18 protein-coding genes, 1 pseudogene and 1 riboswitch are annotated in these 21,254 nt (G+C 64.0%); of the genes and pseudogenes, 5 read left to right on the top strand and 14 right to left on the bottom strand.

Features of this window, described 5'->3' with window-relative positions; translation table 11 throughout:
• Positions 1-63: 63 nt before the first annotated feature.
• The 12 genes from gcvP to ABLE85_RS19170 form a co-directional block, all read right to left on the bottom strand.
• Complete coding sequence (gene gcvP / locus ABLE85_RS19115; RefSeq protein WP_348794299.1) at positions 64-2,874, bottom strand: aminomethyl-transferring glycine dehydrogenase; 2,811 nt, start codon at positions 2,872-2,874, stop codon at positions 64-66.
• A 15-nt stretch (positions 2,875-2,889) separates the two neighbouring features.
• A complete protein-coding gene (gene gcvH / locus ABLE85_RS19120) occupies positions 2,890-3,258 on the bottom strand; it encodes a glycine cleavage system protein GcvH (protein WP_348794300.1) in 369 nt (122 codons plus the stop codon).
• A gap of 7 nt (positions 3,259-3,265) precedes the next feature.
• On the bottom strand, positions 3,266-4,366 hold the full coding sequence (gene gcvT / locus ABLE85_RS19125; protein ID WP_348794301.1) for a glycine cleavage system aminomethyltransferase GcvT: 1,101 nt from the start codon (positions 4,364-4,366) through the stop codon (positions 3,266-3,268).
• 149 nt (positions 4,367-4,515) lie between these two features.
• Positions 4,516-4,602: riboswitch (glycine riboswitch) on the bottom strand.
• Positions 4,603-4,732: 130 nt separating this feature from the next.
• Positions 4,733-5,122 (bottom strand): helix-turn-helix transcriptional regulator, encoded by a 390-nt coding sequence (locus tag ABLE85_RS19130; protein ID WP_348794302.1) that lies wholly within the window; start codon positions 5,120-5,122, stop codon positions 4,733-4,735.
• A gap of 148 nt (positions 5,123-5,270) precedes the next feature.
• The gene (locus ABLE85_RS19135) at positions 5,271-6,062 is read right to left on the bottom strand and encodes a molybdopterin-binding protein (RefSeq protein ID WP_348794303.1); all 792 of its coding nucleotides are present in this window, start codon (positions 6,060-6,062) and stop codon (positions 5,271-5,273) included.
• Position 6,063: 1 nt separating this feature from the next.
• Positions 6,064-6,852, bottom strand: coding sequence for a cytochrome b/b6 domain-containing protein (locus tag ABLE85_RS19140; RefSeq protein WP_348794304.1), 789 nt, complete (start codon positions 6,850-6,852; stop codon positions 6,064-6,066).
• A 200-nt stretch (positions 6,853-7,052) separates the two neighbouring features.
• Positions 7,053-7,889 (bottom strand): S-formylglutathione hydrolase, encoded by an 837-nt coding sequence (gene fghA, locus ABLE85_RS19145; RefSeq protein WP_348794305.1) that lies wholly within the window; start codon positions 7,887-7,889, stop codon positions 7,053-7,055.
• Positions 7,886-8,290, bottom strand: a complete 405-nt coding sequence (locus ABLE85_RS19150; RefSeq protein WP_348794306.1) for a type II toxin-antitoxin system VapC family toxin — start codon at positions 8,288-8,290, stop codon at positions 7,886-7,888. Before ABLE85_RS19150 ends, fghA begins: the two co-directional genes overlap by 4 nt.
• The gene (locus ABLE85_RS19155) at positions 8,280-8,549 is read right to left on the bottom strand and encodes a hypothetical protein (RefSeq protein WP_348794307.1); all 270 of its coding nucleotides are present in this window, start codon (positions 8,547-8,549) and stop codon (positions 8,280-8,282) included. Before ABLE85_RS19155 ends, ABLE85_RS19150 begins: the two co-directional genes overlap by 11 nt.
• Before the next feature lie 61 nt (positions 8,550-8,610).
• Positions 8,611-9,267, bottom strand: a complete 657-nt coding sequence (locus ABLE85_RS19160; protein ID WP_348794308.1) for a DUF1345 domain-containing protein — start codon at positions 9,265-9,267, stop codon at positions 8,611-8,613.
• Position 9,268: 1 nt separating this feature from the next.
• Complete coding sequence (locus ABLE85_RS19165) at positions 9,269-9,736, bottom strand: YaiI/YqxD family protein (protein WP_348794309.1); 468 nt, start codon at positions 9,734-9,736, stop codon at positions 9,269-9,271.
• Positions 9,737-9,750: 14 nt separating this feature from the next.
• Positions 9,751-10,878 (bottom strand): S-(hydroxymethyl)glutathione dehydrogenase/class III alcohol dehydrogenase, encoded by a 1,128-nt coding sequence (locus tag ABLE85_RS19170; protein ID WP_348794310.1) that lies wholly within the window; start codon positions 10,876-10,878, stop codon positions 9,751-9,753.
• A 144-nt stretch (positions 10,879-11,022) separates the two neighbouring features.
• Here ABLE85_RS19170 and ABLE85_RS19175 point away from each other — a divergent pair, with 144 nt between their 5' ends.
• Both ABLE85_RS19175 and ABLE85_RS19180 read left to right on the top strand, forming a co-directional pair.
• Positions 11,023-11,457, top strand: coding sequence for an ion channel (locus ABLE85_RS19175; protein ID WP_348794311.1), 435 nt, complete (start codon positions 11,023-11,025; stop codon positions 11,455-11,457).
• A gap of 106 nt (positions 11,458-11,563) precedes the next feature.
• The gene (locus ABLE85_RS19180; protein WP_348794312.1) at positions 11,564-13,576 is read left to right on the top strand and encodes an acetyl/propionyl/methylcrotonyl-CoA carboxylase subunit alpha; all 2,013 of its coding nucleotides are present in this window, start codon (positions 11,564-11,566) and stop codon (positions 13,574-13,576) included.
• Positions 13,577-13,615: 39 nt separating this feature from the next.
• Here ABLE85_RS19180 and panC read toward each other — a convergent pair whose 3' ends face one another.
• Together panC and panB are read right to left on the bottom strand one after the other, a co-directional pair.
• A complete protein-coding gene (gene panC, locus ABLE85_RS19185; RefSeq protein WP_348794313.1) occupies positions 13,616-14,476 on the bottom strand; it encodes a pantoate--beta-alanine ligase in 861 nt (286 codons plus the stop codon).
• Entirely contained in the window at positions 14,473-15,318 is an 846-nt protein-coding gene (gene panB / locus ABLE85_RS19190) for a 3-methyl-2-oxobutanoate hydroxymethyltransferase (RefSeq protein ID WP_348794314.1), read from the bottom strand. Before panB ends, panC begins: the two co-directional genes overlap by 4 nt.
• Before the next feature lie 242 nt (positions 15,319-15,560).
• Here panB and dnaE point away from each other — a divergent pair, with 242 nt between their 5' ends.
• From dnaE to ABLE85_RS19205, 3 genes and pseudogenes are all read left to right on the top strand, one after another.
• The gene (dnaE, locus tag ABLE85_RS19195; RefSeq protein ID WP_348794315.1) at positions 15,561-19,100 is read left to right on the top strand and encodes a DNA polymerase III subunit alpha; all 3,540 of its coding nucleotides are present in this window, start codon (positions 15,561-15,563) and stop codon (positions 19,098-19,100) included.
• Positions 19,101-19,552: 452 nt separating this feature from the next.
• Positions 19,553-19,720: pseudogene (locus ABLE85_RS19200) on the top strand (acetyl-CoA C-acyltransferase); the annotation flags it as partial.
• A 288-nt stretch (positions 19,721-20,008) separates the two neighbouring features.
• A complete protein-coding gene (locus ABLE85_RS19205; protein WP_348794316.1) occupies positions 20,009-21,238 on the top strand; it encodes a septal ring lytic transglycosylase RlpA family protein in 1,230 nt (409 codons plus the stop codon).
• Positions 21,239-21,254: the final 16 nt, after the last annotated feature.

The raw sequence follows: 21,254 nt of genomic DNA on the forward strand, positions 1-21,254 counted from the left end.
CCTGATCATATGGCAAAAAGAAAAGCGGCGATGCGTATCCGCACCGCCGCCGTTCGGATGCGTCTACTCAGCTGCGTTGATGTAGTCCGTCACCGGCGGGCAGGAGCACACCAGATTGCGGTCGCCGCCGACATTGTCAATGCGGGAAACCGGCGGCCAGTACTTTGCCGCGGTTTCGGCATTGCCGGCCGGGTAGGCGGCATCGAGCCGCGAGTAGGGGTGCTTCCACTCGCCTGCCAGCGCTTCGGCCGCCGTGTGCGGGGCGTTGACCAACGGGTTGTCCTCGCGCGGCCACTCGCCCTTCGCCACCTTCTCGGCCTCGCCGGCAATCGCGATCATCGCTTCGCAGAAGCGGTCGACCTCGTGCTTGGGCTCGGACTCGGTCGGCTCGACCATCAGCGTCCCGGCCACCGGCCACGACATGGTCGGGGCATGGAAGCCGTAGTCGATCAGGCGCTTGGCCACGTCCTCGACGCTGATGCCGGCGCTGTCCTTCAGCACGCGGGTGTCGAGGATGCACTCATGCGCCACGCGGCCGTTGCGGCCCTTGAACAGCACCGGGAAGTGCGGCTCGAGCCTTGCGGCGATGTAGTTGGCGCTGAGGATCGCCGTCTCGGTCGCGTGCTTCAGGCCCGCCGCACCCATCATGCGGATATACATCCAGGTGATGGGCAGGATCGACGCGCTTCCGAAGGGTGCTGCCGAAACCGCATGCACCGAACCTTCGGCGACATGGCCGGGCAGGTAGGGTTTCAGGTGAGCCTTGACGCCGATCGGGCCGACGCCGGGGCCGCCGCCGCCATGCGGGATGCAGAAGGTCTTGTGCAGGTTCATGTGGCAGACGTCTGCGCCGATGTCGCCCGGGCGTGCCAGCCCGACCAGCGCGTTGAGGTTGGCGCCGTCGAGATAGACCTGCCCGCCATTGTCATGGATGACCGCGCAGATGTCGCGGATGCCTTCCTCGAACACGCCATGCGTCGAGGGGTAGGTGATCATCAGCGCCGCAAGGTTTTGGGCGTGCTGGGCAGCCTTGGCCTTGAGGTCGTCCACGTCGACATTGCCGTCCTCGTTGCAGCGCACCACAACCACGTTCATGCCGGCCATGGCCGCGCTGGCGGGGTTGGTGCCGTGCGCCGAAGACGGGATGAGGCAGATGTTGCGGTGATGGTCACCGCGCGACTGGTGATAGTGGCGGATTGCCAAGAGGCCGGCATATTCGCCCTGGCTGCCGGCATTCGGCTGCAGCGACACGGCGTCGAAGCCGGTGATCTCGGAAAGCCACTTGTCGAGATCGTCGATCATCTCGCGATAGCCGGTGGAGTGCGCGGCCGGCGCGAAGGGATGCAGATTGGCGACCGACGGCCAGCTCACCGGCATCATCTCGGCGGCGGCGTTGAGCTTCATGGTGCAGGAGCCGAGCGGGATCATCGCGCGGTCGAGCGCCAGGTCCTTGTCGGCGAGCCGGCGCAGGAAGCGCATCATGTCCGTCTCGGAGCGGTTCTCATGGAAGACCGGCTGGGTGAGGAAACCGTTGCCGCGCGGATTGGCCGGCACGGCCACCTTGTCGGCGGCGGCGGGCGTTGCGCCGAATAGCGCGGCGAGCGCCGCAAGGTCGGCTTCCGTCGAGGTTTCGTCGAAGGTCGCGGAGACGCGGTTGTCGTCGATGACGCGCAGCAGGCGGCCATCCTTCTCGGCAGCCGCGGCGATGTCCTTCGCCTTGCCCTTGGTCACGACCGTCACCGTGTCGAAGCGGCGAGCGCCCGCAACCTCGACGCCAGCAGCCTTCAGGCCCTGCGCCAGTCGTTCGGCCAGTGCCTGCACCTGCGACGCAATGAACTGCAGGCCCTGCGGGCCGTGCCAGATGGCATAGGAAGCAGCCATGTTGGCTAGCAGCGCCTGCGCCGTGCAGATGTTGGAGGTCGCCTTGTCGCGGCGGATATGCTGCTCGCGCGTCTGCAGCGCCAGGCGGTAGGCAGGGCGACCGTCGGCATCGACCGACTGGCCGACGAGGCGGCCCGGCATCAGGCGGGTGAGAGCGTCGGAAACGGCGCAATAGGCGGCGTGCGGACCGCCGAAGCCCATCGGAACGCCGAAGCGCTGCATGGGACCGCAAGCGATGTCGGCGCCGAGCTTGGCCGGAGCTTCCGAAATGGTGAGCGCCAGCGGATCGGCGACGAAGATGACGATCGCGCCGGCCGCCTTGGCCTTTGCGATGGTCTCGGCATGGAAGCCATAGACGCCCAGCGTGTCGGGCCAGGAGACGATGAGAGCGGCGGTGTTTTCGCCGATCTCGCTTGCGCCGATGGTGATGCCGAGCGGCTCGGCGCGCGTCTTCACCACGTCGAGCGTCTGCGGGTGCAGTTCACCCGCCAGAACGACTTCGGTGCGCTTTTCGCGGTGATGGCGGAAGGCGATGCCCATCGCCTCGGCCACGGCGGTGGCCTCGTCCAGCAGCGAAGCGGAAGCGACCGGCAGGCCGGTCAGCTCCGTCACCAGCGTCTGGAAGTGGAACAGCAGCTCCAGGCGGCCCTGGCTGATCTCGGACTGGTAGGGCGTATAAGCCGTGTACCAGGCCGGGTTCTCGAAAAGATTTCGCTGAATGACCGGGGGCACCCGACACCCGTGATAACCGGCGCCGATAAAGCTCTTCAGCACCGTGTTCTTCGCCATCTTGGCCGATAGTTCTGCCAGCGCGTCCGCCTCGCTGGCGGGGGCGGGCAGGTTCAGCGCGCGGTCGAGCCGGATTGACTTCGGCACGGCCTGCGAGATCAGCGTCTCGACCGAGGGTACGCCGAGCACGGCCAACATGGCGCGCGCATCGGCCGTGTTCGGCCCGACATGGCGCGTCTCAAAGGGGTAGGGGGCGGTGGTCATTCAGTCACCTCTTCCTTATCCAATAAGGGCTTTATAGCCTGCCTCGTCGAGCAGGCCGGCGAGCTGGCCTTCGTCGGCCAGCTTCATCTTCCACAGCCAGCCGTCGCCGGTGGCCGCCGAGTTGACCAGCGCCGGGTCGGACGACAGCGCTGCATTGGCTTCAATGATCTCGCCGTCGACCGGCGCATAGACGTCGGAAGCCGCTTTCACGGATTCGACGACCACGGCCACGTCGCCCTTGGCGATCTTGCGGCCGCTCTCCGGCAGTTCCACGAACACGAGGTCGCCGAGCTGTTCCTGTGCATAGTCGGTAATGCCGACGGTCGCGACGCCGCCCTCGACGCGGATCCATTCGTGGTCGTCGGTGAAGTAGGTGGTTGCCATGAGGAATTTATCCTTTGCGATAGCGATGCTGCGTGAAAGGTAGTGGGTGGATATCGACGGGCACCTTGGTGCCGCGAACGTCGGCGAAAAATCTTGTCTCCGACTTGGCCAGCGCCGCCGACACGTAGCCCATGGCCACCGGCGCGCCGACCGAAGGCCCGAAGCCACCGGAGGTGATGCGCCCGGCCGGGTTGCCGGCCTCGTCGAAGAGGTTTGCGCCGGCGCGCACCGGCTGGCGGCCCTGCGGCTTCAGGCCGACGCGCTTTTCGGCCGCGCCCTTCTCGATCGCCGCGCGCAGCGCCTCGGCGCCGACGAACTGGCCGTTGGCGCGAACGTCCTTGGAAACGGCCCACATCAGCCCGGCGTCGACCGGATTGGTCTCGGGCGTGATGTCCTGGCCGTGCAGGCACAGGCCGGCCTCCAGCCGCAGGCTGTCGCGGGCGGCGAGGCCCACCCACATGACGCGGTCGTCGGAAAGAAGCGTCTCAAGCAGCTTGCGCGCGTCGGCTTCCGGCAGGCCGATCTCAAACCCGTCCTCGCCGGTGTAGCCCGAGCGGCTCATGAACCAGTCCTTGCGCGGCTCGAAGCCGTGCATAAACACGAGTTCGCCGGTTTCGACGCCGGCGCGCGAAAGGGCGGCCCAGGCCTCCGGGCCCTGGATCGCGAGGAATATTCGGTCGAGCGGGTTGATGGTGCAGTCGAGGCCCTTGGCCAGTTCGCGCAGATGCGCCTCGTCGAGGGCCGCGTTGCCGGCGTTGGCCACGACCATGAAGCGGTCGGCGCCGAGCCGGGTAATGATCAGGTCGTCGATGATGCCGGCCTGATCGTTGAGCAGGAAGGTGTATTTCGACTGGCGCTCTGCGAGCGCCGCGGCGTCGAGCGGGCAGGCCTTGGACAGAAGCGCGGCCGCATCCGATCCGGAAACCTCGATGAGCTTCATGTGCGAGATGTCGAACAGGCCGACATGCTCGCGCGTGTGCTGGTGCTCGGCCATCACGCCGGGCGTATAGGTAAGGGGCATCGACCAGCCGGCGAAGGCGCCAAAGCGCGCTCCGGCAGCTCGATGCAAATCCTCGAGGGGAAGGTTTTTGGTGTTGGCGCCCGTCATGACATCTCCAGAGTCGCACGTATGCAGCCGCTGCGGCGGCCAATCCGTGCCCCTCTGTCTGAAGCCTGAGAGACTCGCGCAACCGGAACTCTGTCGGCGACGCTTACACCTTCGGCGCGGGAGCTTAGTCCCGACTTTCCAGAGTGTCTTTCCCGTTGACGGTTCTTTTGCCTGAGAGATTTCGGGCGATTTCCCCTTCGGCGACAGCTTTCGCTGTTCTCTCCCGCAAACAGGTAGGGTCCGTTTCCGAACCCTCGACGACTCATAGCTAGACCATGGCGGACAGTTTGTCACGTCCCGGCACGCGATTTTGATCTCGCGGGACAGGCGGCCCGAGAAAAAATGATGTCGTCGAGGGCGCGGCCTCTAGTGCGCGGCGAGGCGTTCCATGTCGTTCTGCAGCCGGCGGATCAGATGGCCAGTCTGGGCATGGAGATTGCGAAGCTTGTCGAGCTGGGCGCCAAGCGCTTCCAGCGTTTCGTCGTCGCCGTCATCGTCCTTGTCGGCCGGCGCGGCGCCGATGCCATGCAGCACCCAGCAGGGGCTGACGCCGAGAAGGCCGGCAAGCATGTTGAGACGATGGGCACCTGGCTGTGCGCGGTCGCATTCCCAGGCGTTGATGGTGGATGTTCTTACGCCGAGCCGCTGTGCGAGTTGCTTGATGCTCATTCCGCTGGCTTCGCGTGCCCTGGAAAGGCGGCCGCCAATCGTGTCGAAGTCCGGCGTTTCGTCGTAAATGTTCGTGGTGTCGGACACCCGATCTGCCTCCTGTGGTTTGCTGGTTTGTCCCGCTCGCAAAGCGGAGCGCGGGTCGCCAAGGATGGGGCAGGGAAGCGGGCGAGGCAAGCTTTTTTCCAGTAAAATCCTGTAAATGCCTGTATTTAGGGGGAGTTTCTCAGGCCTGTCAGATGCCGCCGTACCAGTCGTAGCCACGGTCTTCCCAATAGCCGCCACGACCGTCGCCTATATCCTCAAAACTGGAGACCAGCTCGATCCCGCGCAGATATTTGGGCATCTTGTAGCCCAGCTGGCGCTCGACCCTCACACGCAGCGGGGCGCCGTTCGCGACCGGCAGCGGGCCACCGTTCAAGCCATAGGCGAGGATCGTCTGCGGGTGCCGTGCGTCGATCATGTCGATCGAGCCGTAATATTTGATCGGCCCGTCCTCATCCTCTTCGATCGTGTCCAGGCAATAGAACATTGCGTAGCGTGCCTGCGGCTTCACCTTGGCCTCGTCCAGCACCAGCGACAGCGGTACGCCGGTCCATTTGGCGATGCAGCTCCAGCCCTCGACGCAGTCGTGCCGGGTGATCTGGGTGCGGGAGGGCATCGCCACCAACTGTTCGCGCGAGAGCGACAGCGGCTTCTCGACCAGGCCCGTCACCTCCAGCCGCCAATCGGCGAAATTGTTGGCGAGCAAGCCCTTGTAGGTGTCGTCGTTGGGCGACGTCACGCCGTTGGGACGCTGCGGCTGGCGGATATCGGCCTCGGTATATTCCTGCGCCAGGGAATCGCGGCCGCCCAGCAGGCGCTGCACGCGGTAGGTCAGGTCGTTGGCGCGCTCCAGCAAATGGCGCACCCTGTTGTCGGTGTCTGAAACCGAATCGAAGGCATCGCAGCCGGAAAGCGCGATCCCGGAGGCGCCGAGCGCGGCGGCGCTCAGGAAGCGGCGGCGGTTGATGCGAAAGCCTGCCATGTCAGACCTCCTTGTCGCCGGCGGGCGGGTCGGTCCTATACCACCCTGTAATCACCGATCTCAGCTCGTTGATGGGCCCTGCGAGCAGAATCATCAGCATGTGGACGATGAAGAAGAGAACCAGCAGCAGCATGACGGTGAAGTGGATGGTGCGCGCGGTCTGCCGCCCACCCAGCATGTCGGTCAGGAACGGAATCACCGTATCCATGCTCGGCGACATGGCGAGCCCGGTCAGGATCATCAGCGGCAAGAGGATGAATAGCACTATCGCATAGGTCAGCTTCTGCAGCGTGTTGTAGCGCGGGCTATGGTGGAACCGCAGCCGGGCGTGGGCGGCGATGTCGGTGGGCAGGTTCTTCAGGTCCGCGACCCGCGGCGCCAGGTCGCGTCGTATATGGCCGTTGACGATGCTGGCGAGGAGCCAGATCAGCAGCGTGCCGGAGAGCACCCAGGCGAAGAAGAAATGGATCACCCGGCCGGTGGCGAGATCCTGATAGGAGGGGATGGTTGCCCAGGCCGGGAAGGCGCGGGGCTGCGGGTCGTCCTTCGGGCCGGACAGTCCCAGCACCCCGGTCGTGTCGAGGCGGTGTCCGAAAATGTCGGTATAGCCCTTTGGCCCTTCCGGCGTGTTCTCGGCGGTAAATCTCAACACCGAGTTGTCGAAGCCGAAGCCGGACTGCTCGCCGATGTAGAGCGCCGGATGTGCGTTGAAGATCTGAAGGCCGCTAAGCACCAGGAAAAACAACGCAATGGCCCATAGCCAATGCGTGAGGCGGGTCCAGGCGGACATACGGTATATCAGGGTACCGGTACTGACCGGTGCCGGCTCCGCGCTCGGCGGCGAACCCGTGAATGCCGCGCTCTCCATCCGTCTGGACCTCTGGGCGCTCGGACCCCCGACACGCCATGGTACGGCTATGCTACTGCCAAGCAGCGGAGATGGACAGTCACGGGTTGCGTCGCGACAATGACAATGTCGCGACGGGGGCGTTACCCGGCGAGCCTTTCGGCGTGCCAGCGCAGGTGGTCGTCCATGAAGGTCGAGATGAAGAAATACGAATGGTCGTAGCCTTCGCGCATATTGAGCGTCAGCGGAATTTCCGCCGCCTTGCAAGCCTCGTCCAGCAGCCAGGGCCGCAGGCCGTCTTCGAGGAAGCCGTCGGCTGATCCCTGGTCGACCAGGAATTCTGGGAAGCGCTTGCCGTCTTCAATCAGGGCGACGGCGTCATAGGGGCGCCATGCGGTCTCGTCGGTGCCGAGGTACTTTTCAAGGGCCGGTTTGGACCAGCCGGCGACCATAGGCCGGGTGATCGGGGCATAGGCGGAGCAGCTCTTGAAGCGTTCCGGGTTTTTCAGCGCGATGGTGAGCGCGCCGTGGCCGCCCATGGAGTGGCCGAAGATCGCCTGGCGCGTCATATCGGCGGGAAATTCCTTCGCAATGAGGGCTGGCAACTCTTCGGTGATGTAGGAATACATGCGGTAGTTGGTCGAGAACGGCGCCTGCGTGGCGTCGAGATAGAATCCGGCGCCGCAGCCGAACTGCCAGTTGTCCTTCTCGTCCGGAACGCTTTCGCCGCGCGGGCTGGTGTCGGGGCACACCACGATCAGGCCGAGTCCGGCGGCGAGGCGACGGTATTCGCCCTTGTCCATGACGTTCTGGTGCGTGCAGGTCAGGCCGGACAGGTACCAGACCACCGGGCAGGGGCCGTCCTTGGCCTGCGGCGGCACGAAGACGGCGAAGGTCATGTCGCAGGCGCAGGCCTCGGACGCGTGTGAATAGACGCCCTGGACGCCGCCATGGGACTTCGCGGTGGAAATGGTTCTCATGAAATAGGCTCGATCAGTTCGGTTGGTATGTTGAGGGTGCCGGCAAGCGCCGCCAGGCGCCTGTCGGCGGTGATGAGCGTCTCGCGCCGTTCTTGCGCCAGGGCGAGATAGAGGCAGTCGTAGACCGAATGGCGTATTCTCAAAGCCAGGGTCATGGCTTGCGGAAGCAATCCGACGTCGGAAACAAGTTCGGTGAGGGATACCTGAAGGACGTCGATGCTTTCGAGGCATCTTTCAGCCGGCAGCTCACCGCCTCGAGCCCGTTTGCAGAGGACATTGGCGGTTTCTACCAGAAGGAACGTTGGTGCTATGAGGCCCGGCAGAGCCCGAAATGGATCCGCGGCCGCGCTGAACTCGGTATCTACGAACCAGTGGCTGGCAACGCTGGCATCAATGATCATTGCCCAGCCCAGGCAATTCTCTCCCGAGATTGTCTTCACGATCCGAACGGATTTCATCGATGATCTGCTGACCGGACACGCGCTTGGCACTCGCCCGAATTGCTTCCATTCGGCGAATGATCTCTTCCCGACTGGGCTTCGCCTTTTCGGCCAGCGCTTCTCGGGCGAGCTGCTCGGTCGACTTTCCGGCGATTTTCGCCCGCTCCTTCAGCCGCGAAAGCACCTCGTCGGGAATATTCCTGATAATCATGCTGCCCATGGACTTTCTCCCGTTGATATCACCATGATATCAACGTTACCCAGGCGCGCAAGGCGAGGCGTCAGCTCGCCAGCGACACGACGAGGTTGACGGCGGCCGCGACGATCACGGTGTTGTAGAAGAACGAGATGATCGAATGAACTATCGCGGTCGTGCGCATGATCGTCGTGGTGACGCCGGTATCGGAGGTCTGCGCTGTCATGCCGATCACGACGGAGAAGTAGAGAAAATCCCATCCGCAGGGGCGCTCGGTTCCTGGGAAATCGAGGCCTCCCACCGGCTTCCTGCCGCGCTTGTCGCTCGATTCTGTGGCCTTGTCGCCCTTCCAGTAGAGGTTGGCGTAGTGCAGCGCGGCCATGCAGTGGATGGTGAACCAGCCGAGCGGCAGTGAGAGCATGGAAAATGCGAGCCAGTATGGATGCGGAATCTGTTTCGCATTCATCAGCACGAAGAGCGAGCCGATTGCGACGCACACCACCGCGAAATTGACCAGGAAGATGATCCAGACCGGTTCGTCCGCTTCCTGGGCGCGGCGGCTCAGGAAATCGGGCGTCAGGCGGGGCATCTGTCGCAACACGAGGGCGATGTAGGAGATGAAATAGACATTCGCCCCGATCGAATAGGCGAGGGGATGCTTCAGCACCAGCGCGACGACAAACGCGATCACCCCGGCGGCAGCGCTGCACAAGAAGATTACGTGGCGGCCGAAAGGCTTCATGTCATGTCCCCCGCGCCGACTGGAGCGCTCGCCGCGCCATCTGGTCGAGCGCTCCAAGAAAGCGCGAGCGGTCCTGCGGCGTGAAAGACGCATTGTAGCCCTTGCTCTCGCCGGTTTCGCGCAGATGCTGCTTCAGGTCGCGCATGGCCACCGCCATGCCGATCGTCTCGGGCGTGAAGGGTTTGCCGGTTACGCCCAGCACATGCGCGCCCAGCGCCACGGCGCGCGCGGCCAATGGAATATCGGCCGTTACGACGATGTCGTTGGGGCGCGCATGCTCGACGATCCAGTCGTCGGCCGCATCCGCGCCCTTGGAAACGACGACATGGCGCACCATCGGGTCGCGCGAGGGCCGCAGGCCCCCGTTGGACACGAAGGTGACCACCAGCCCCAGCCGGTCCGCGACCTTCTCGGCTTCCGCCTTCACCGGGCAGGCGTCGGCGTCGACATAGATGATCGGGTCCGGCATGGCGCTGTTTCGGCTCAGTAGACCACCACCGAGCGGATCGACTTGCCCTGGTTCATCAGATCAAAACCCTTGTTGATGTCTTCCAGCGGCATGGTGTGGGTGATCATCGGATCGATCTGGATCTTGCCCTCCATGTACCAGTCGACGATCTTCGGCACGTCGGTGCGGCCGCGCGCGCCGCCGAAGGCGGTGCCCTTCCAAGTGCGGCCGGTGACCAGCTGGAACGGCCGCGTCGATATCTCCTGGCCGGCGCCGGCGACGCCGATGATGATCGATTCACCCCAGCCGCGATGCGCCGATTCGAGCGCCTGGCGCATGACCTTGACGTTGCCGGTGCAGTCGAAGGTGTAGTCGGCGCCGCCGATCTGGTCGGCGCCGCGCTTGGTCATGTTGACCAGATAGGGCACGATATCGCCGTCGACTTCGGTCGGGTTGACGAAATGGGTCATGCCGAAGCGCTCGCCCCACGCCTTCTTCTCGTTGTTGAGGTCGACGCCGATGATCATGTCGGCGCCGGCCAGGCGCAGGCCCTGGATGACGTTGAGGCCGATGCCACCGAGGCCGAAGACGATCGCCGTCGCGCCGATCTCGACCTTGGCGGTGTTGATGACGGCGCCGATGCCGGTGGTGACGCCGCAGCCGATGTAGCAGATCTTGTCGAATGGCGCGTCGGGGTTGACCTTGGCCAGCGCGATCTCGGGCAGCACGGTGAAGTTGGAGAAGGTCGAGCAACCCATGTAGTGGAAGATCTTGTCCTTGCCGATCGAGAAGCGGCTGCTGCCGTCGGGCATCAGGCCCTGGCCCTGGGTCGAGCGGATGGCGGTGCACAGGTTGGTCTTGCGGCTGAGGCAGGACGGGCAGGTGCGGCACTCCGGCGTGTAGAGCGGGATGACGTGGTCGCCCTTCTTGAGCGAGGTGACGCCCTTGCCGACGTCGACGACGACGCCGGCGCCCTCATGGCCGAGGATGGCCGGGAAGATGCCCTCCGGGTCGGCGCCCGAGAGGGTGAATTCGTCGGTGTGGCAGATGCCGGTCGCCTTGATCTCGACCAGAACCTCGCCCTCGCGCGGGCCCTCGAGATCAATCTCCATGATCTCCAGCGGCTTTCCGGCGGCAACGGCAACGGCGGCACGCGTCTTCATAATGATTGTAACTCCCTCGAAATGCGAAAAAAATTCGGCGCCAAACTTTCAGGTTTCGGCTGCCTTATCAAGCTCCCGGCGGGCGAGACGAATTGTCCGTCTCATTGCCATGGCAGGGCCACCATCTACATTATCAATTCGATAATGGTAGCTAACCTCCTCCTTGCCACGGTTTTCGACGTGGTCACCTTCCTGGTGCACGCGGCAGGATTGATCACGCTCACCCACATGGTTTCGTTTCTTCTGGCCCATCCGATACTGAACGGGAAGCAGGGCGAGACGGTCGTCGCCATGGCCTTGCTGGCCTTGGGGCTGTTCATTCTGGTGGCCGTGGAAATCGCGATATGGGCGGCTGGAATGCGCCTAGTCGGCGCGTTCCAGGATTTCGATACGGCCTTCTACTTTTCGGCATCCACCTTCGCGACCATCGGCTTCAACGATGTGGCGCCAGCCAAGGCATGGCGTCTGCTTTCCTCGCTTGAGGGGGTGACGGGCCTTCTGATCGTGGGCTGGACGGCGGCCTATCTCGTCACCTCCGGCGTGCGCTTCGGGCCCTTTGAGCGCGACAAGCACTTCTGACAACCTGCCGTTTGCGGCAACGGTCCCCCGCGACGATGAATCCGGCACTTGAGGCGTTGCCGGATAGCCCATAGAACTGGACCTTCCGGCAAGGGAAGACGTCTGCATGTTCAAGAAGATACTCATCGCCAATCGAGGCGAGATCGCCTGCCGCGTCATCAAGACCGCCCGCCGCATGGGCATCGCCACGGTCGCGGTCTATTCGGATGCCGACCGCGACGCGGTCCATGTCGAAATGGCCGACGAGGCGGTGCATATCGGCCCGGCGCCGGCGGCGCAGAGCTATCTGGTGGCGGAGAAGATCATCGAGGCCTGCAAGGCGACCGGCGCCGAGGCCGTGCATCCCGGCTACGGCTTCCTGTCCGAGCGCGCGTCCTTCTGCGAAGCGCTGGAAAAGGAAGGCATCGTCTTCATCGGCCCGAAACCCGAGGCCATCCGCGCCATGGGCGACAAGATCGAATCGAAGAAATTCGCCAATCACGCCAAGGTCAGCACCGTTCCGGGCTATCTGGGCGTGATCGAGAACGCCGACCATGCCGAGCGGATCGCCGGCGAGATCGGCTATCCGGTGATGATCAAGGCCTCCGCCGGCGGCGGCGGCAAGGGCATGCGCATCGCCTGGGACAAGACGGAGGTGCGCGACGGTTTTGAGCGCGCCCGCTCCGAGGCCAAAAGCTCCTTCGGTGACGACCGCCTCTTCATCGAAAAGTTCATCGTCGATCCGCGTCACATCGAAATCCAGGTGCTCGCCGACGCTCATGGCAACGCCATCTATCTTGGCGAGCGCGAATGCTCGATCCAGCGCCGCAACCAGAAGGTCGTCGAGGAGGCTCCGTCGCCCTTCCTGGACGAAAAGACGCGGCGCGCCATGGGCGAGCAGGCCGTCGCGCTGTCGAAGGCCGTGAACTACCAGAGCGCCGGCACGGTGGAGTTCATCGTAGACCGCGACCGCAATTTCTATTTCCTCGAAATGAACACCCGCCTGCAGGTGGAGCATCCGGTGACGGAACTCGTCACCGGCGTGGATCTCGTCGAGCAGATGATCCGCGTCGCCGCCGGCGAGAAGCTGGCGATCCGGCAGCAAGACGTCAAACTGAACGGCTGGGCCGTCGAAAGCCGGCTCTACGCCGAGGACCCGTATCGCAACTTCCTGCCGTCGATCGGCCGGCTCTCCCGCTACCTTCCACCGAAAGAAGGAAAGTTCGGCGACGTCGTCGTGCGCAACGACACGGGCGTGACGGAAGGCTCCGAGATCTCGATGTTTTACGACCCAATGATCGCAAAACTCTGCACCTGGGCGCCGACCCGGCTCGAAGCCATCGACGCCATGTCGGAAGCGCTGGACGAATTCGTGGTCGACGGCATTGAGCACAACATCCCGTTCCTCTCGGCTCTGATGCAGCATCCGCGGTGGCGTGAGGGCCGGCTTTCGACTGGCTTCATCGCCGAGGAATATCCGGACGGCTTTGCGCCGATGAAGCCGAACGACGACGAAAAGGCCGTGCTCGCCGCCGTCGCGACCGTGATCGAGCTTTTGCGGCGCGACCGTCTCGACCGGCTGACCGGCCGCCTGGCGCCGCATTCTGGCGTGTTGAAGCCCGACTGGGTGGTGCGTCTGGATGACGAGCATATCCCCGTTTCCATCGGCGAGGGCATGGTCTCGATCCCGATGGAAATCGACCTCTCTGTCGCCGGCGGCAAGCTGCTCACGGTCGTTTCCGCTTGGCGCCCCGGCGAGCCGGTATGGAGCGGAACCGTGGGCGGGCGTGTCGTCTCCGCCCAGATCAGGCCGCTCGTCAACGGCGTCCGAATAGACTGGCGGGGGCTGTCGGTGTCCGCGCACACCATGCTGCCGCGAACGGCCGCCCTCGACAAGCTGATGCCGGTCAAGGTCGCGCCCGACACGTCGAAGCTTCTGCTGTGCCCGATGCCGGGCCTTGTCGTCTCGATCGCCGTTTCAGAGGGTCAGGAGGTCAAGGCCGGCGAGACGCTGGCCGTGGTCGAGGCGATGAAGATGGAAAACGTGCTTCGCGCCGACCGCGACCTGACCGTGGACAAGATCAACGCCAAGCCGGGTGACAGCCTGGCGGTGGACGCGGTGATCATGGAGTTTGCATGAGGGAGCGCCGCGCCTGAGTTCGGCCCGGCGCGGAAAACCTCAACTCGACCGAACCGCGCTGACCTCGACATTGTCGATCAGCCGCGTGTCGCCGAGCCACGCTGCGACCAGCAGGCGGGCAGGGCGGTCGAGACGGTTCAGCGGGGACAGATCATCCGCGCCCCGCAATTCCAGATATTCGACCTCACGGAAGCCTGCGGCCAGAATGGCACCTTTCGCTTCTTCCAATGTCGGGGCAACCGGATCACCCGAACTCAGGCGCTCGGCGGTTGCGAACAGAATCTGCGGCAGCTTCGAGGCAACGACACGCTCCGCTTCTGACAGCCGGACATTGCGCGACGACATTGCCAGCCCGTCGGCCTCGCGCACGGTCGGGCAGCCGATGACCTCTATCGGGATGTCGAGATCGCGCGCCATGCGCTTGACGACGTGAAGCTGCTGATAGTCCTTCTCGCCGAACAGGGCGACATCGGCTCCGGTTTGGAGGAAAAGCTTTGCAACGACCGTAGCCATGCCATCGAAATGGCCCTGCCGGAATGCGCCGCACAAGCCTTCGCTGACGCCGCTTACCGAAACCGTGGTGGCAAAACCTTCGGAATAGATCTCTTCGGCATTGGGCGCGTAGAGCACATGCGCACCGACGGGACCGAGCTTCGCCGCATCCTCTCTTTCTGTGCGTGGATAGGCGGCAAGATCGGCCGCGCTGTTGAACTGTTTTGGGTTGACGAACAGGGTGACGATCACCCGATCCGCCTTGGCGAGCGCTGCGCGCACGAGGCTCAGATGCCCTTCGTGCAGCGCGCCCATGGTCGGCACGACCGCCACTTTCGCGCCTTCTCGGCGCCATCCGGCGACCGTCGCCCGAAGCTCGGCCAAGGTGCGGACGATCGGCACGCTCATTTGGTGTCTCCCTTGGGAGCCGCCTTCGGGGTCTCACCGAATACATGTTCCTCGGCTGGGAAGCGTCGTGCCCGCACATCCGCCGCATAAGCCTCGATTGCCGAAGACGCCTCCGCGCCCAGCTCGGCATAGCGCTTGACGAATTTCGGCCGGAAGTCGGTGAACATGCCCAGCATGTCGTCGGCCACGAGCACCTGTCCGTCGCAGGCGGCCGAGGCGCCGATACCGATCGTGGGGATGGCGATCTCTTCGGTGATCCGGCGTGCGAGCGCCTCCGGCACTTTTTCAAGCACGACCGCGAATGCACCGGCATCCGCAACCGCCCTGGCGTCGGCCAAAACCCTGTCGCGGTCCTTTCCGCGTCCTTGCACGGTGTAGCCGCCGAAGGTGTTGACGCCCTGAGGGGTCAGGCCGACATGGGCCATGACCGGAATGCCGCGCCCGGTCAGGAAACGGATCGTCTCCGCCATCGTCTCGCCGCCTTCGAGCTTGACCGCCCCGCAGCCGGTTTCTGCCATCATGCGGGAGGCATTGCGGAACGCCTGCTCGGGGCTTTCCTCATAGAAGCCGAAGGGCAGGTCCACGACCATAAGCGCATGTTCCAGCCCGCGCCGCACGGCCTTGCCGTGCATGATCATCATGTCGAGCGTCACGCCAAGGGTGGACGGCAGGCCGTGCAGAACCATGCCAACACTGTCGCCAACCAAGGCGATGTCGCAATGCGTATCGACGAGCCGCGCCATCGGCGTGGTATAGGCAGTCAGGCAGACCAGCGGCGTCCCGCCCTTGGCGGCAACCACCTGCCGGGGCGTCACCGCGCGTGCTTGTCCGGTTGCGCTCATGCCTTCTCCTTCCCTGGCCCAGTTCCGGGCGACCAGTGGCATATTTTTGTGCAATTGCGAAGGGAAATGGTGCGTCTGCGAACGACAGTCGGTCGCATGAATGCCACGGGAAAAAATTCAGGGCGGGAACAGATTCGATGCCGCATTGAACCACCTTCCTGTGATCGTTACCTATTCGGACTGGACCCGGCTATTCTCAATAGTGACAATGGTCCCGATCCGACTCTCGAAATGAAAAGCCGATGAACAGCGAACGACCGCCGCGCGACCCAATCCTGCGGAGCGCTCTCACTGCGCAAGCCAATGCAGCTGCGCCCAAGGCGCCTCAAGCGCCGACGCGCGCCTTCATCCACCTGCGCGTCCATTCGGCCTATTCGCTGCTGGAAGGCGCGCTGCCGCTCGGTAAGATCATCGGCCATGCGGTAAAGGACGAGTCGCCGGCCATCGCCGTCACCGACACCAACAATCTGTTCGGCGCGCTGGAGTTTGCCCAGAAGGCGACCAAGGACGGCGTGCAGCCGCTGGTGGGCTGCCTGCTCGCCGCCGATTTCAGTGACGGCACCGACGCAGGCCCCTCCCGCAAGCAGGGCGTGGAACTTTATTCGGTGGTTCTGATCGCCGCTACCGAAGTCGGCTATGCCAATTTGGTTCGCATCATCAGCCGCGCCTATCTGGAAACGCAGTCGGGCGAGCCGGTGCACGCCAAGCTCGACTGGATCGGCAATCTGTCCGAAGGCATCATTTGCCTTTCCGGCGGGCCGCGCGGACCGATCGGCGCGGCCATCAAGGCCGGCCATGCCGAACTCGCGGAAAGCCGGCTGCTTGCCCTGCAGGGAATGTTCGGCGACCGCCTCTATGTCGAGCTTGAGCGCCTGGTCGGCTACGACCGCGCGGTAGAAGCCGCCACCATCGATCTCGCCTACCGCCAACGGCTGCCACTGGTCGCCACCAACGAGTCGTTTTTCCCGAAACGCGACGACTACGAGGCGCATGACGCGCTGATCGCCATTGCCGAAGGTTCGGTCGTCGCCGAGGACAACCGGCGCCGCTTGACGCCGGACAATTATCTCAAGTCGCAGAAGGAGATGTCGCAGCTTTTTGCCGATCTGCCCGAGGCGATCGACAACACCATCGAGATCGCGCAGCGCTGCTCCTACTTCCCGCAGAACCGCAAGCCCATCCTACCGCGCTTCGCCGGCGCCGACGTCGCCGACGCTGAAGCCGCCGAAAGGGCCGAAGCCGAGGAGCTTGCACGCCAGGCGCGCGAGGGGCTTGCGCAGCGCATTGCGGAGCGCGGTCGCTACGCCGGATTCACGGAAGAGCAGTATCGCGAGCGGCTGGAGTTCGAGATCGGCATCATCGAGCGCATGAAGTTCCCCGGCTACTTCCTGATCGTCTCGGACTTCATCAAATGGGCCAAGACCCAAGGCATCCCGGTCGGGCCGGGCCGCGGCTCCGGCGCGGGCTCGCTGGTTGCCTATGCGCTCACCATCACCGACGTCGACCCGCTGCGCTTCTCGCTGCTGTTCGAGCGCTTCCTCAACCCGGACCGCGTCTCGATGCCCGACTTCGACATCGACTTCTGCCAGGACCGGCGCGAAGAGGTGATCCGCTACGTGCAGGGCAAGTATGGCCGCGACCAGGTCGGCCAGATCATCACCTTCGGTACGTTGCAAGCGCGCGCCGTGCTGCGCGACGTCGGCCGCGTGCTGCAGATGCCCTATGGCCAGGTCGACCGGCTGTGCAAGATGGTGCCGGCCAACCCGGCCAATCCGGTCAAGCTGAAGGATGCCATCGAGGCCGAGCCGCGCTTCGCAGAGGAGGCCGAGCGCGAACCCATCGTCCAGACCCTTCTCGACATGGCGCAAAAGCTGGAAGGCCTCTATCGCCACGCCTCCACGCACGCCGCCGGCATCGTCATCGGCGACCGTCCGCTGTCTGAACTGGTGCCGATGTACCGTGATCCGCGCTCGGACATGCCGGTCACCCAGTTCAACATGAAGAAGGTCGAGGACGCCGGGCTCGTAAAATTCGACTTCCTCGGCCTGAAGACGCTCTCGGTTCTACAAACCGCCGTCAAGCTGATCAGCCGGCGCGGCGTCGACATCGATCTTGCGCAGATCCCGCTCGACGACCCGCAAACCTATGCCATGCTGTCGCGCGGCGAAACGGTCGGCATCTTCCAGGTTGAAAGTGCGGGCATGCGCAAGGCGCTGATCGGCATGAAGCCCGACTGCATCGAGGACATCATCGCGCTGGTTGCGCTCTACCGCCCGGGCCCGATGGAGAACATCCCGATCTACAACGCCCGCAAGCATGGGGAGGAGGAGATCGCATCTATCCATCCCATGATCGACCATCTTGTGAAGGAGACCCAAGGGGTTATCGTCTACCAGGAGCAGGTCATGCAGATCGCGCAGGAGCTGGCCGGCTATTCGCTCGGCGAAGCCGACCTTCTGCGCCGCGCCATGGGTAAGAAGATCCGCGCCGAAATGGACAAGCAGCGCGAGCGTTTTGTCTCCGGTGCGGTGGAAAAGGGCGTCAGCAAGCAGCAGTCGGACTTCATCTTCGACCTGCTGGCGAAGTTCGCAGACTACGGCTTCAACAAGTCGCACGCGGCTGCCTATGCCATCGTTTCCTACCAGACGGCCTATCTGAAGGCGCATTACCCGGTCGAGTTTTTGGCCGCGTCGATGACCTACGATATGTCCAACACCGACAAGCTGTCGGACTTCCGGCAGGATGCGATGCGGCTGGGCATCGAGGTCTTGCCGCCGTCGGTCATGACCTCGTACCGTCCGTTCGAAGTGGGCGAAAACCGAATCTATTACGCGCTCGCGGCCATCAAGGGCGTGGGCGAGGCTGCGGTGGACCACATCGTCGCCAAGCGGGCCGAAAAGCCTTTTGCCGACCTCGAGGACTTCTGCGAGCGCATCGACCCGAAAGTCGTCGGCAAGCGCGTCTTCGAAAGCCTGATCAATGCCGGTGCGCTGGATTGCTTCGGCCACGACCGCGCCTCGCTGATGGCCGGCGTGGAGCGCATGATGGGCCTTGCCTCGCGCTCGCAGGCCGATGCCGCCGCCGGCATCACCGACATGTTCGGCGCGGCTTCGCCCGGGCGCCAGAAGCAGCTGCATCTGCCCGCCGCCGAGCCATGGCTGCCGGCCGACCGGCTGCACCGCGAGTTCCAAGTCGTCGGCTTCTACCTCTCCGCGCATCCGCTCGACGAATACAAGAAGGTGTTGGAAAAGATGCGCGTCCAGACCTGGACCGAATTTTCCGCAGCCGTGAAGCGCGGCGCCAGCGCGGGGCGCCTGGCCGGCACCGTCACCTCCAAGCAGGAGCGCAAGACCCGCACCGGCAACAAGATGGGCGTGGTGATGTTCTCCGACACCTCGGGCCAGTACGAGGCGGTGATGTTCTCCGAAGCTTTGGCGCAATATCGCGACCTTCTCGAGCCCGGCAAATCGGTCGTCATCACCGTCGCGGCGGAGAACAGGCCCGAAGGCGTCAATCTGCGCGTCCAGACCGTGCACTCGCTGGAGGACGAGGCCAGCCGCGTCCAGAAGGCGCTGCGCATCTATCTGCGCGATGCCTCGCCGCTCAACGTGCTCGCCAACCAGCTCAACACCAGAGGCGAGGGGCAGGTGAGTTTTGTCCTCATCAAGGACAACGCCCAGGGCGAGATCGAGGTCAGCCTTCCCGACCGCTACCGCATCACGCCGCAGATCGCCTCCGCCATGCGCGCGGTGCCCGGCGTGGTTGAGGTGGAACTGGTGTAGGGGGCGTTTGGCGGGACGGCCGGAAAGGCCGTTGCCGACCCGGACCTGCCGCGGGGTGCAGGTGGCGAGTCCGAGGCCTGGGTCCCCGGAACCTCCGCATCTTGCTTCGCTCTTGCTTCGGCCCGAGGACGACGGTTTTGACGTCGCTTTCGGCAACCTTAGATAATCTGCAGGAACCTTCAGCAAGTAGCGATTGAAGTATCCGGCGACTCTCAACGCTGGCGAGTTCGCGCACGCGTCTATCCCGCTGATTTGCGAACGTCGGGATGCGCTCGGCAGTGGACTTTCGCGCTTCCATCGAATCTCTATTATGTCGCAACTTTGAACGTGCGCCCTCGCCATACTCACGCGCCTGCACCAGCGGCACGCTCACAAGCCTACCCAACTGATTTCACGAAGCGTGCCGTCGCGCCTTCCGTGCGTTCAGTCAATTGATCTCGCGAGCCAATGCCAGAATCAATGGCGGCGCGATCGCACTCGGTCATCTGGTTGGCGCGACCGGCGCGATCCTGACAGTGAGAGCTCTCTATGAACCGAAGCGCCTCGGTGGTGGCTACGGCTTGATCACCATGTGCATTGGCGACGGGCAGGGCATCGCGTTGGTGGTAAGGGCAGAGTAGCTTGGCCCATCCAGCCTCCTTGATCGCTGCCCCCGGAGGTCGGGCAGCGGTCGCAATATCCCGGCCCCTGTCTCGCGGCCGAGACTCACGGTGATCACCCCAATCGTAACGCCCACCTCGCCAGCGCGCGACCCTCCCCTGTTGCCTTCTTCCGGCCACATTCGGTTAATCGAGCGCTAACAAATTCCCGCGTAATAGATGCATTGGAGCTTGGGAATGCGGGCGGATGTCCTCCGCATTCGGGTTTGTATTGCGTAGCTTGATGACATCTTCAGGGGGCAACCGAAAATGCTGATTTTGGCGCGCGTGCGTATTCGCCGCGCTTCCACCGTCGCTGTTTTAGCGCTGTCCTCTGCCTTTCTGGCCGCCTGCGCCTTCCAGGCGCCGACGTCGACGGGAAAGAAGCGTCCGAAGGAGTACTTCGCCGAGTCCGAATACGGGGTCAAGGCCAGTCCGCGCGTTACCAACAAGCTGTCGAACCTGCCGCGCGGCGGCGGGCGCGACCAGCTTGGCAATCCCTACAAGGTGCGCGGCAAGATGTATTATCCCAAGGAAGACAAGAACTACGTGTCCGTCGGTGGGGCTTCCTGGTACGGCGACGCCTTTCATGGCCGTCTCACCGCCAATGGTGAAATCTATGACATGACGCATCTGACGGCAGCGCATCCGACGATGCCGCTGCCCAGCTATGCCCGCGTCACCAACACGAAGAACGGCAGCTCGATCATCGTACGCGTCAATGATCGCGGGCCCTATTCGGACGACAACCGGGTGATCGATTTGTCGAGGCGTGCCGCCGAGATGCTGGACTACATGCATAGCGGCACCGCCGACGTGAAGGTCGAATATGTCGGCCGTGCACCCCTTGACGGCCAGGACGATCAATTCCTGCTGGCTTCCTATCGTCCGGGCAATGGCGCGCTGGATCCATCAGTCGGCCTGCCCAGCGGCGTAATGATCGCGATGAACGGCCCGACGCCGAGCGCAAGTGCCGGCACGTCGGCTCCGATGCCGACCTTTGCGCCGAGGCCGAGCGAAGCCATGCCGGCCGGATCGCCGTTCGGACAGGCCGTTGCATTCAGCGAGATCATACTGCCAGATTTTGCTCCGATCGCTCCCCGGCGACCGGCAGACGGCGGCATGCCCGGCCAGCTTGCCCTGGCCGGCTACACCGACGAACGCGTGAGTGGTGCGGCCGCCGCTTTCGCCAAACTTGATGGAAAAAGCATGTCGGCCGCCGACGTCACGCGTTCGTGGAAGCGCATGAACCCGGGCACTGCGCCCGTCGACCTCTCGGGCGCTTACGTCGCCGTAGGCACATTCGCCAACAAGGAAAAGGCTGCGCGCGTTGCCCGCTCGCTGTCGGCCGTTGGCTGGGCAACCATCGAGAATTCTGCTGTCCGCGGCTCCACGCTCTACACGGTCAATCTCTACGCCGACGGACGCGCGTCACTCGATGCAATGCTGGAAACAGCGTGGGCGAAAGGCGCTCCGGACGCGATGACCGTCCGCAACTAGACGCTTCGTATCGGCC

It is taken from the genome of Mesorhizobium sp. KR1-2 (assembly GCF_040045035.1).
Taxonomy (GTDB): Bacteria; Pseudomonadota; Alphaproteobacteria; order Rhizobiales; family Rhizobiaceae; genus Pseudaminobacter.

Excerpts from the sequence above, each read along its gene's own strand:
- ABLE85_RS19165 (WP_348794309.1), bottom strand. The coding sequence starts at position 9,736 with ATGCCGGACCCGATCATCTATGTCGACGCCGACGCCTGCCCGGTGAAG.
- dnaE (WP_348794315.1), top strand. The coding sequence starts at position 15,561 with ATGAACAGCGAACGACCGCCGCGCGACCCAATCCTGCGGAGCGCTCTC.
- ABLE85_RS19180 (WP_348794312.1), top strand. The coding sequence starts at position 11,564 with ATGTTCAAGAAGATACTCATCGCCAATCGAGGCGAGATCGCCTGCCGC.
- ABLE85_RS19205 (WP_348794316.1), top strand. The coding sequence starts at position 20,009 with ATGCTGATTTTGGCGCGCGTGCGTATTCGCCGCGCTTCCACCGTCGCT.
- gcvH (WP_348794300.1), bottom strand. The coding sequence starts at position 3,258 with ATGGCAACCACCTACTTCACCGACGACCACGAATGGATCCGCGTCGAG.
- ABLE85_RS19150 (WP_348794306.1), bottom strand. The coding sequence starts at position 8,290 with ATGATCATTGATGCCAGCGTTGCCAGCCACTGGTTCGTAGATACCGAG.
- ABLE85_RS19160 (WP_348794308.1), bottom strand. The coding sequence starts at position 9,267 with ATGAAGCCTTTCGGCCGCCACGTAATCTTCTTGTGCAGCGCTGCCGCC.
- ABLE85_RS19175 (WP_348794311.1), top strand. The coding sequence starts at position 11,023 with ATGGTAGCTAACCTCCTCCTTGCCACGGTTTTCGACGTGGTCACCTTC.
- ABLE85_RS19170 (WP_348794310.1), bottom strand. The coding sequence starts at position 10,878 with ATGAAGACGCGTGCCGCCGTTGCCGTTGCCGCCGGAAAGCCGCTGGAG.
- panC (WP_348794313.1), bottom strand. The coding sequence starts at position 14,476 with ATGAGCGTGCCGATCGTCCGCACCTTGGCCGAGCTTCGGGCGACGGTC.
- panB (WP_348794314.1), bottom strand. The coding sequence starts at position 15,318 with ATGAGCGCAACCGGACAAGCACGCGCGGTGACGCCCCGGCAGGTGGTT.
- gcvT (WP_348794301.1), bottom strand. The coding sequence starts at position 4,366 with ATGACGGGCGCCAACACCAAAAACCTTCCCCTCGAGGATTTGCATCGA.
- ABLE85_RS19135 (WP_348794303.1), bottom strand. The coding sequence starts at position 6,062 with ATGGCAGGCTTTCGCATCAACCGCCGCCGCTTCCTGAGCGCCGCCGCG.
- ABLE85_RS19155 (WP_348794307.1), bottom strand. The coding sequence starts at position 8,549 with ATGGGCAGCATGATTATCAGGAATATTCCCGACGAGGTGCTTTCGCGG.
- ABLE85_RS19140 (WP_348794304.1), bottom strand. The coding sequence starts at position 6,852 with ATGTCCGCCTGGACCCGCCTCACGCATTGGCTATGGGCCATTGCGTTG.
- fghA (WP_348794305.1), bottom strand. The coding sequence starts at position 7,889 with ATGAGAACCATTTCCACCGCGAAGTCCCATGGCGGCGTCCAGGGCGTC.
- gcvP (WP_348794299.1), bottom strand. The coding sequence starts at position 2,874 with ATGACCACCGCCCCCTACCCCTTTGAGACGCGCCATGTCGGGCCGAAC.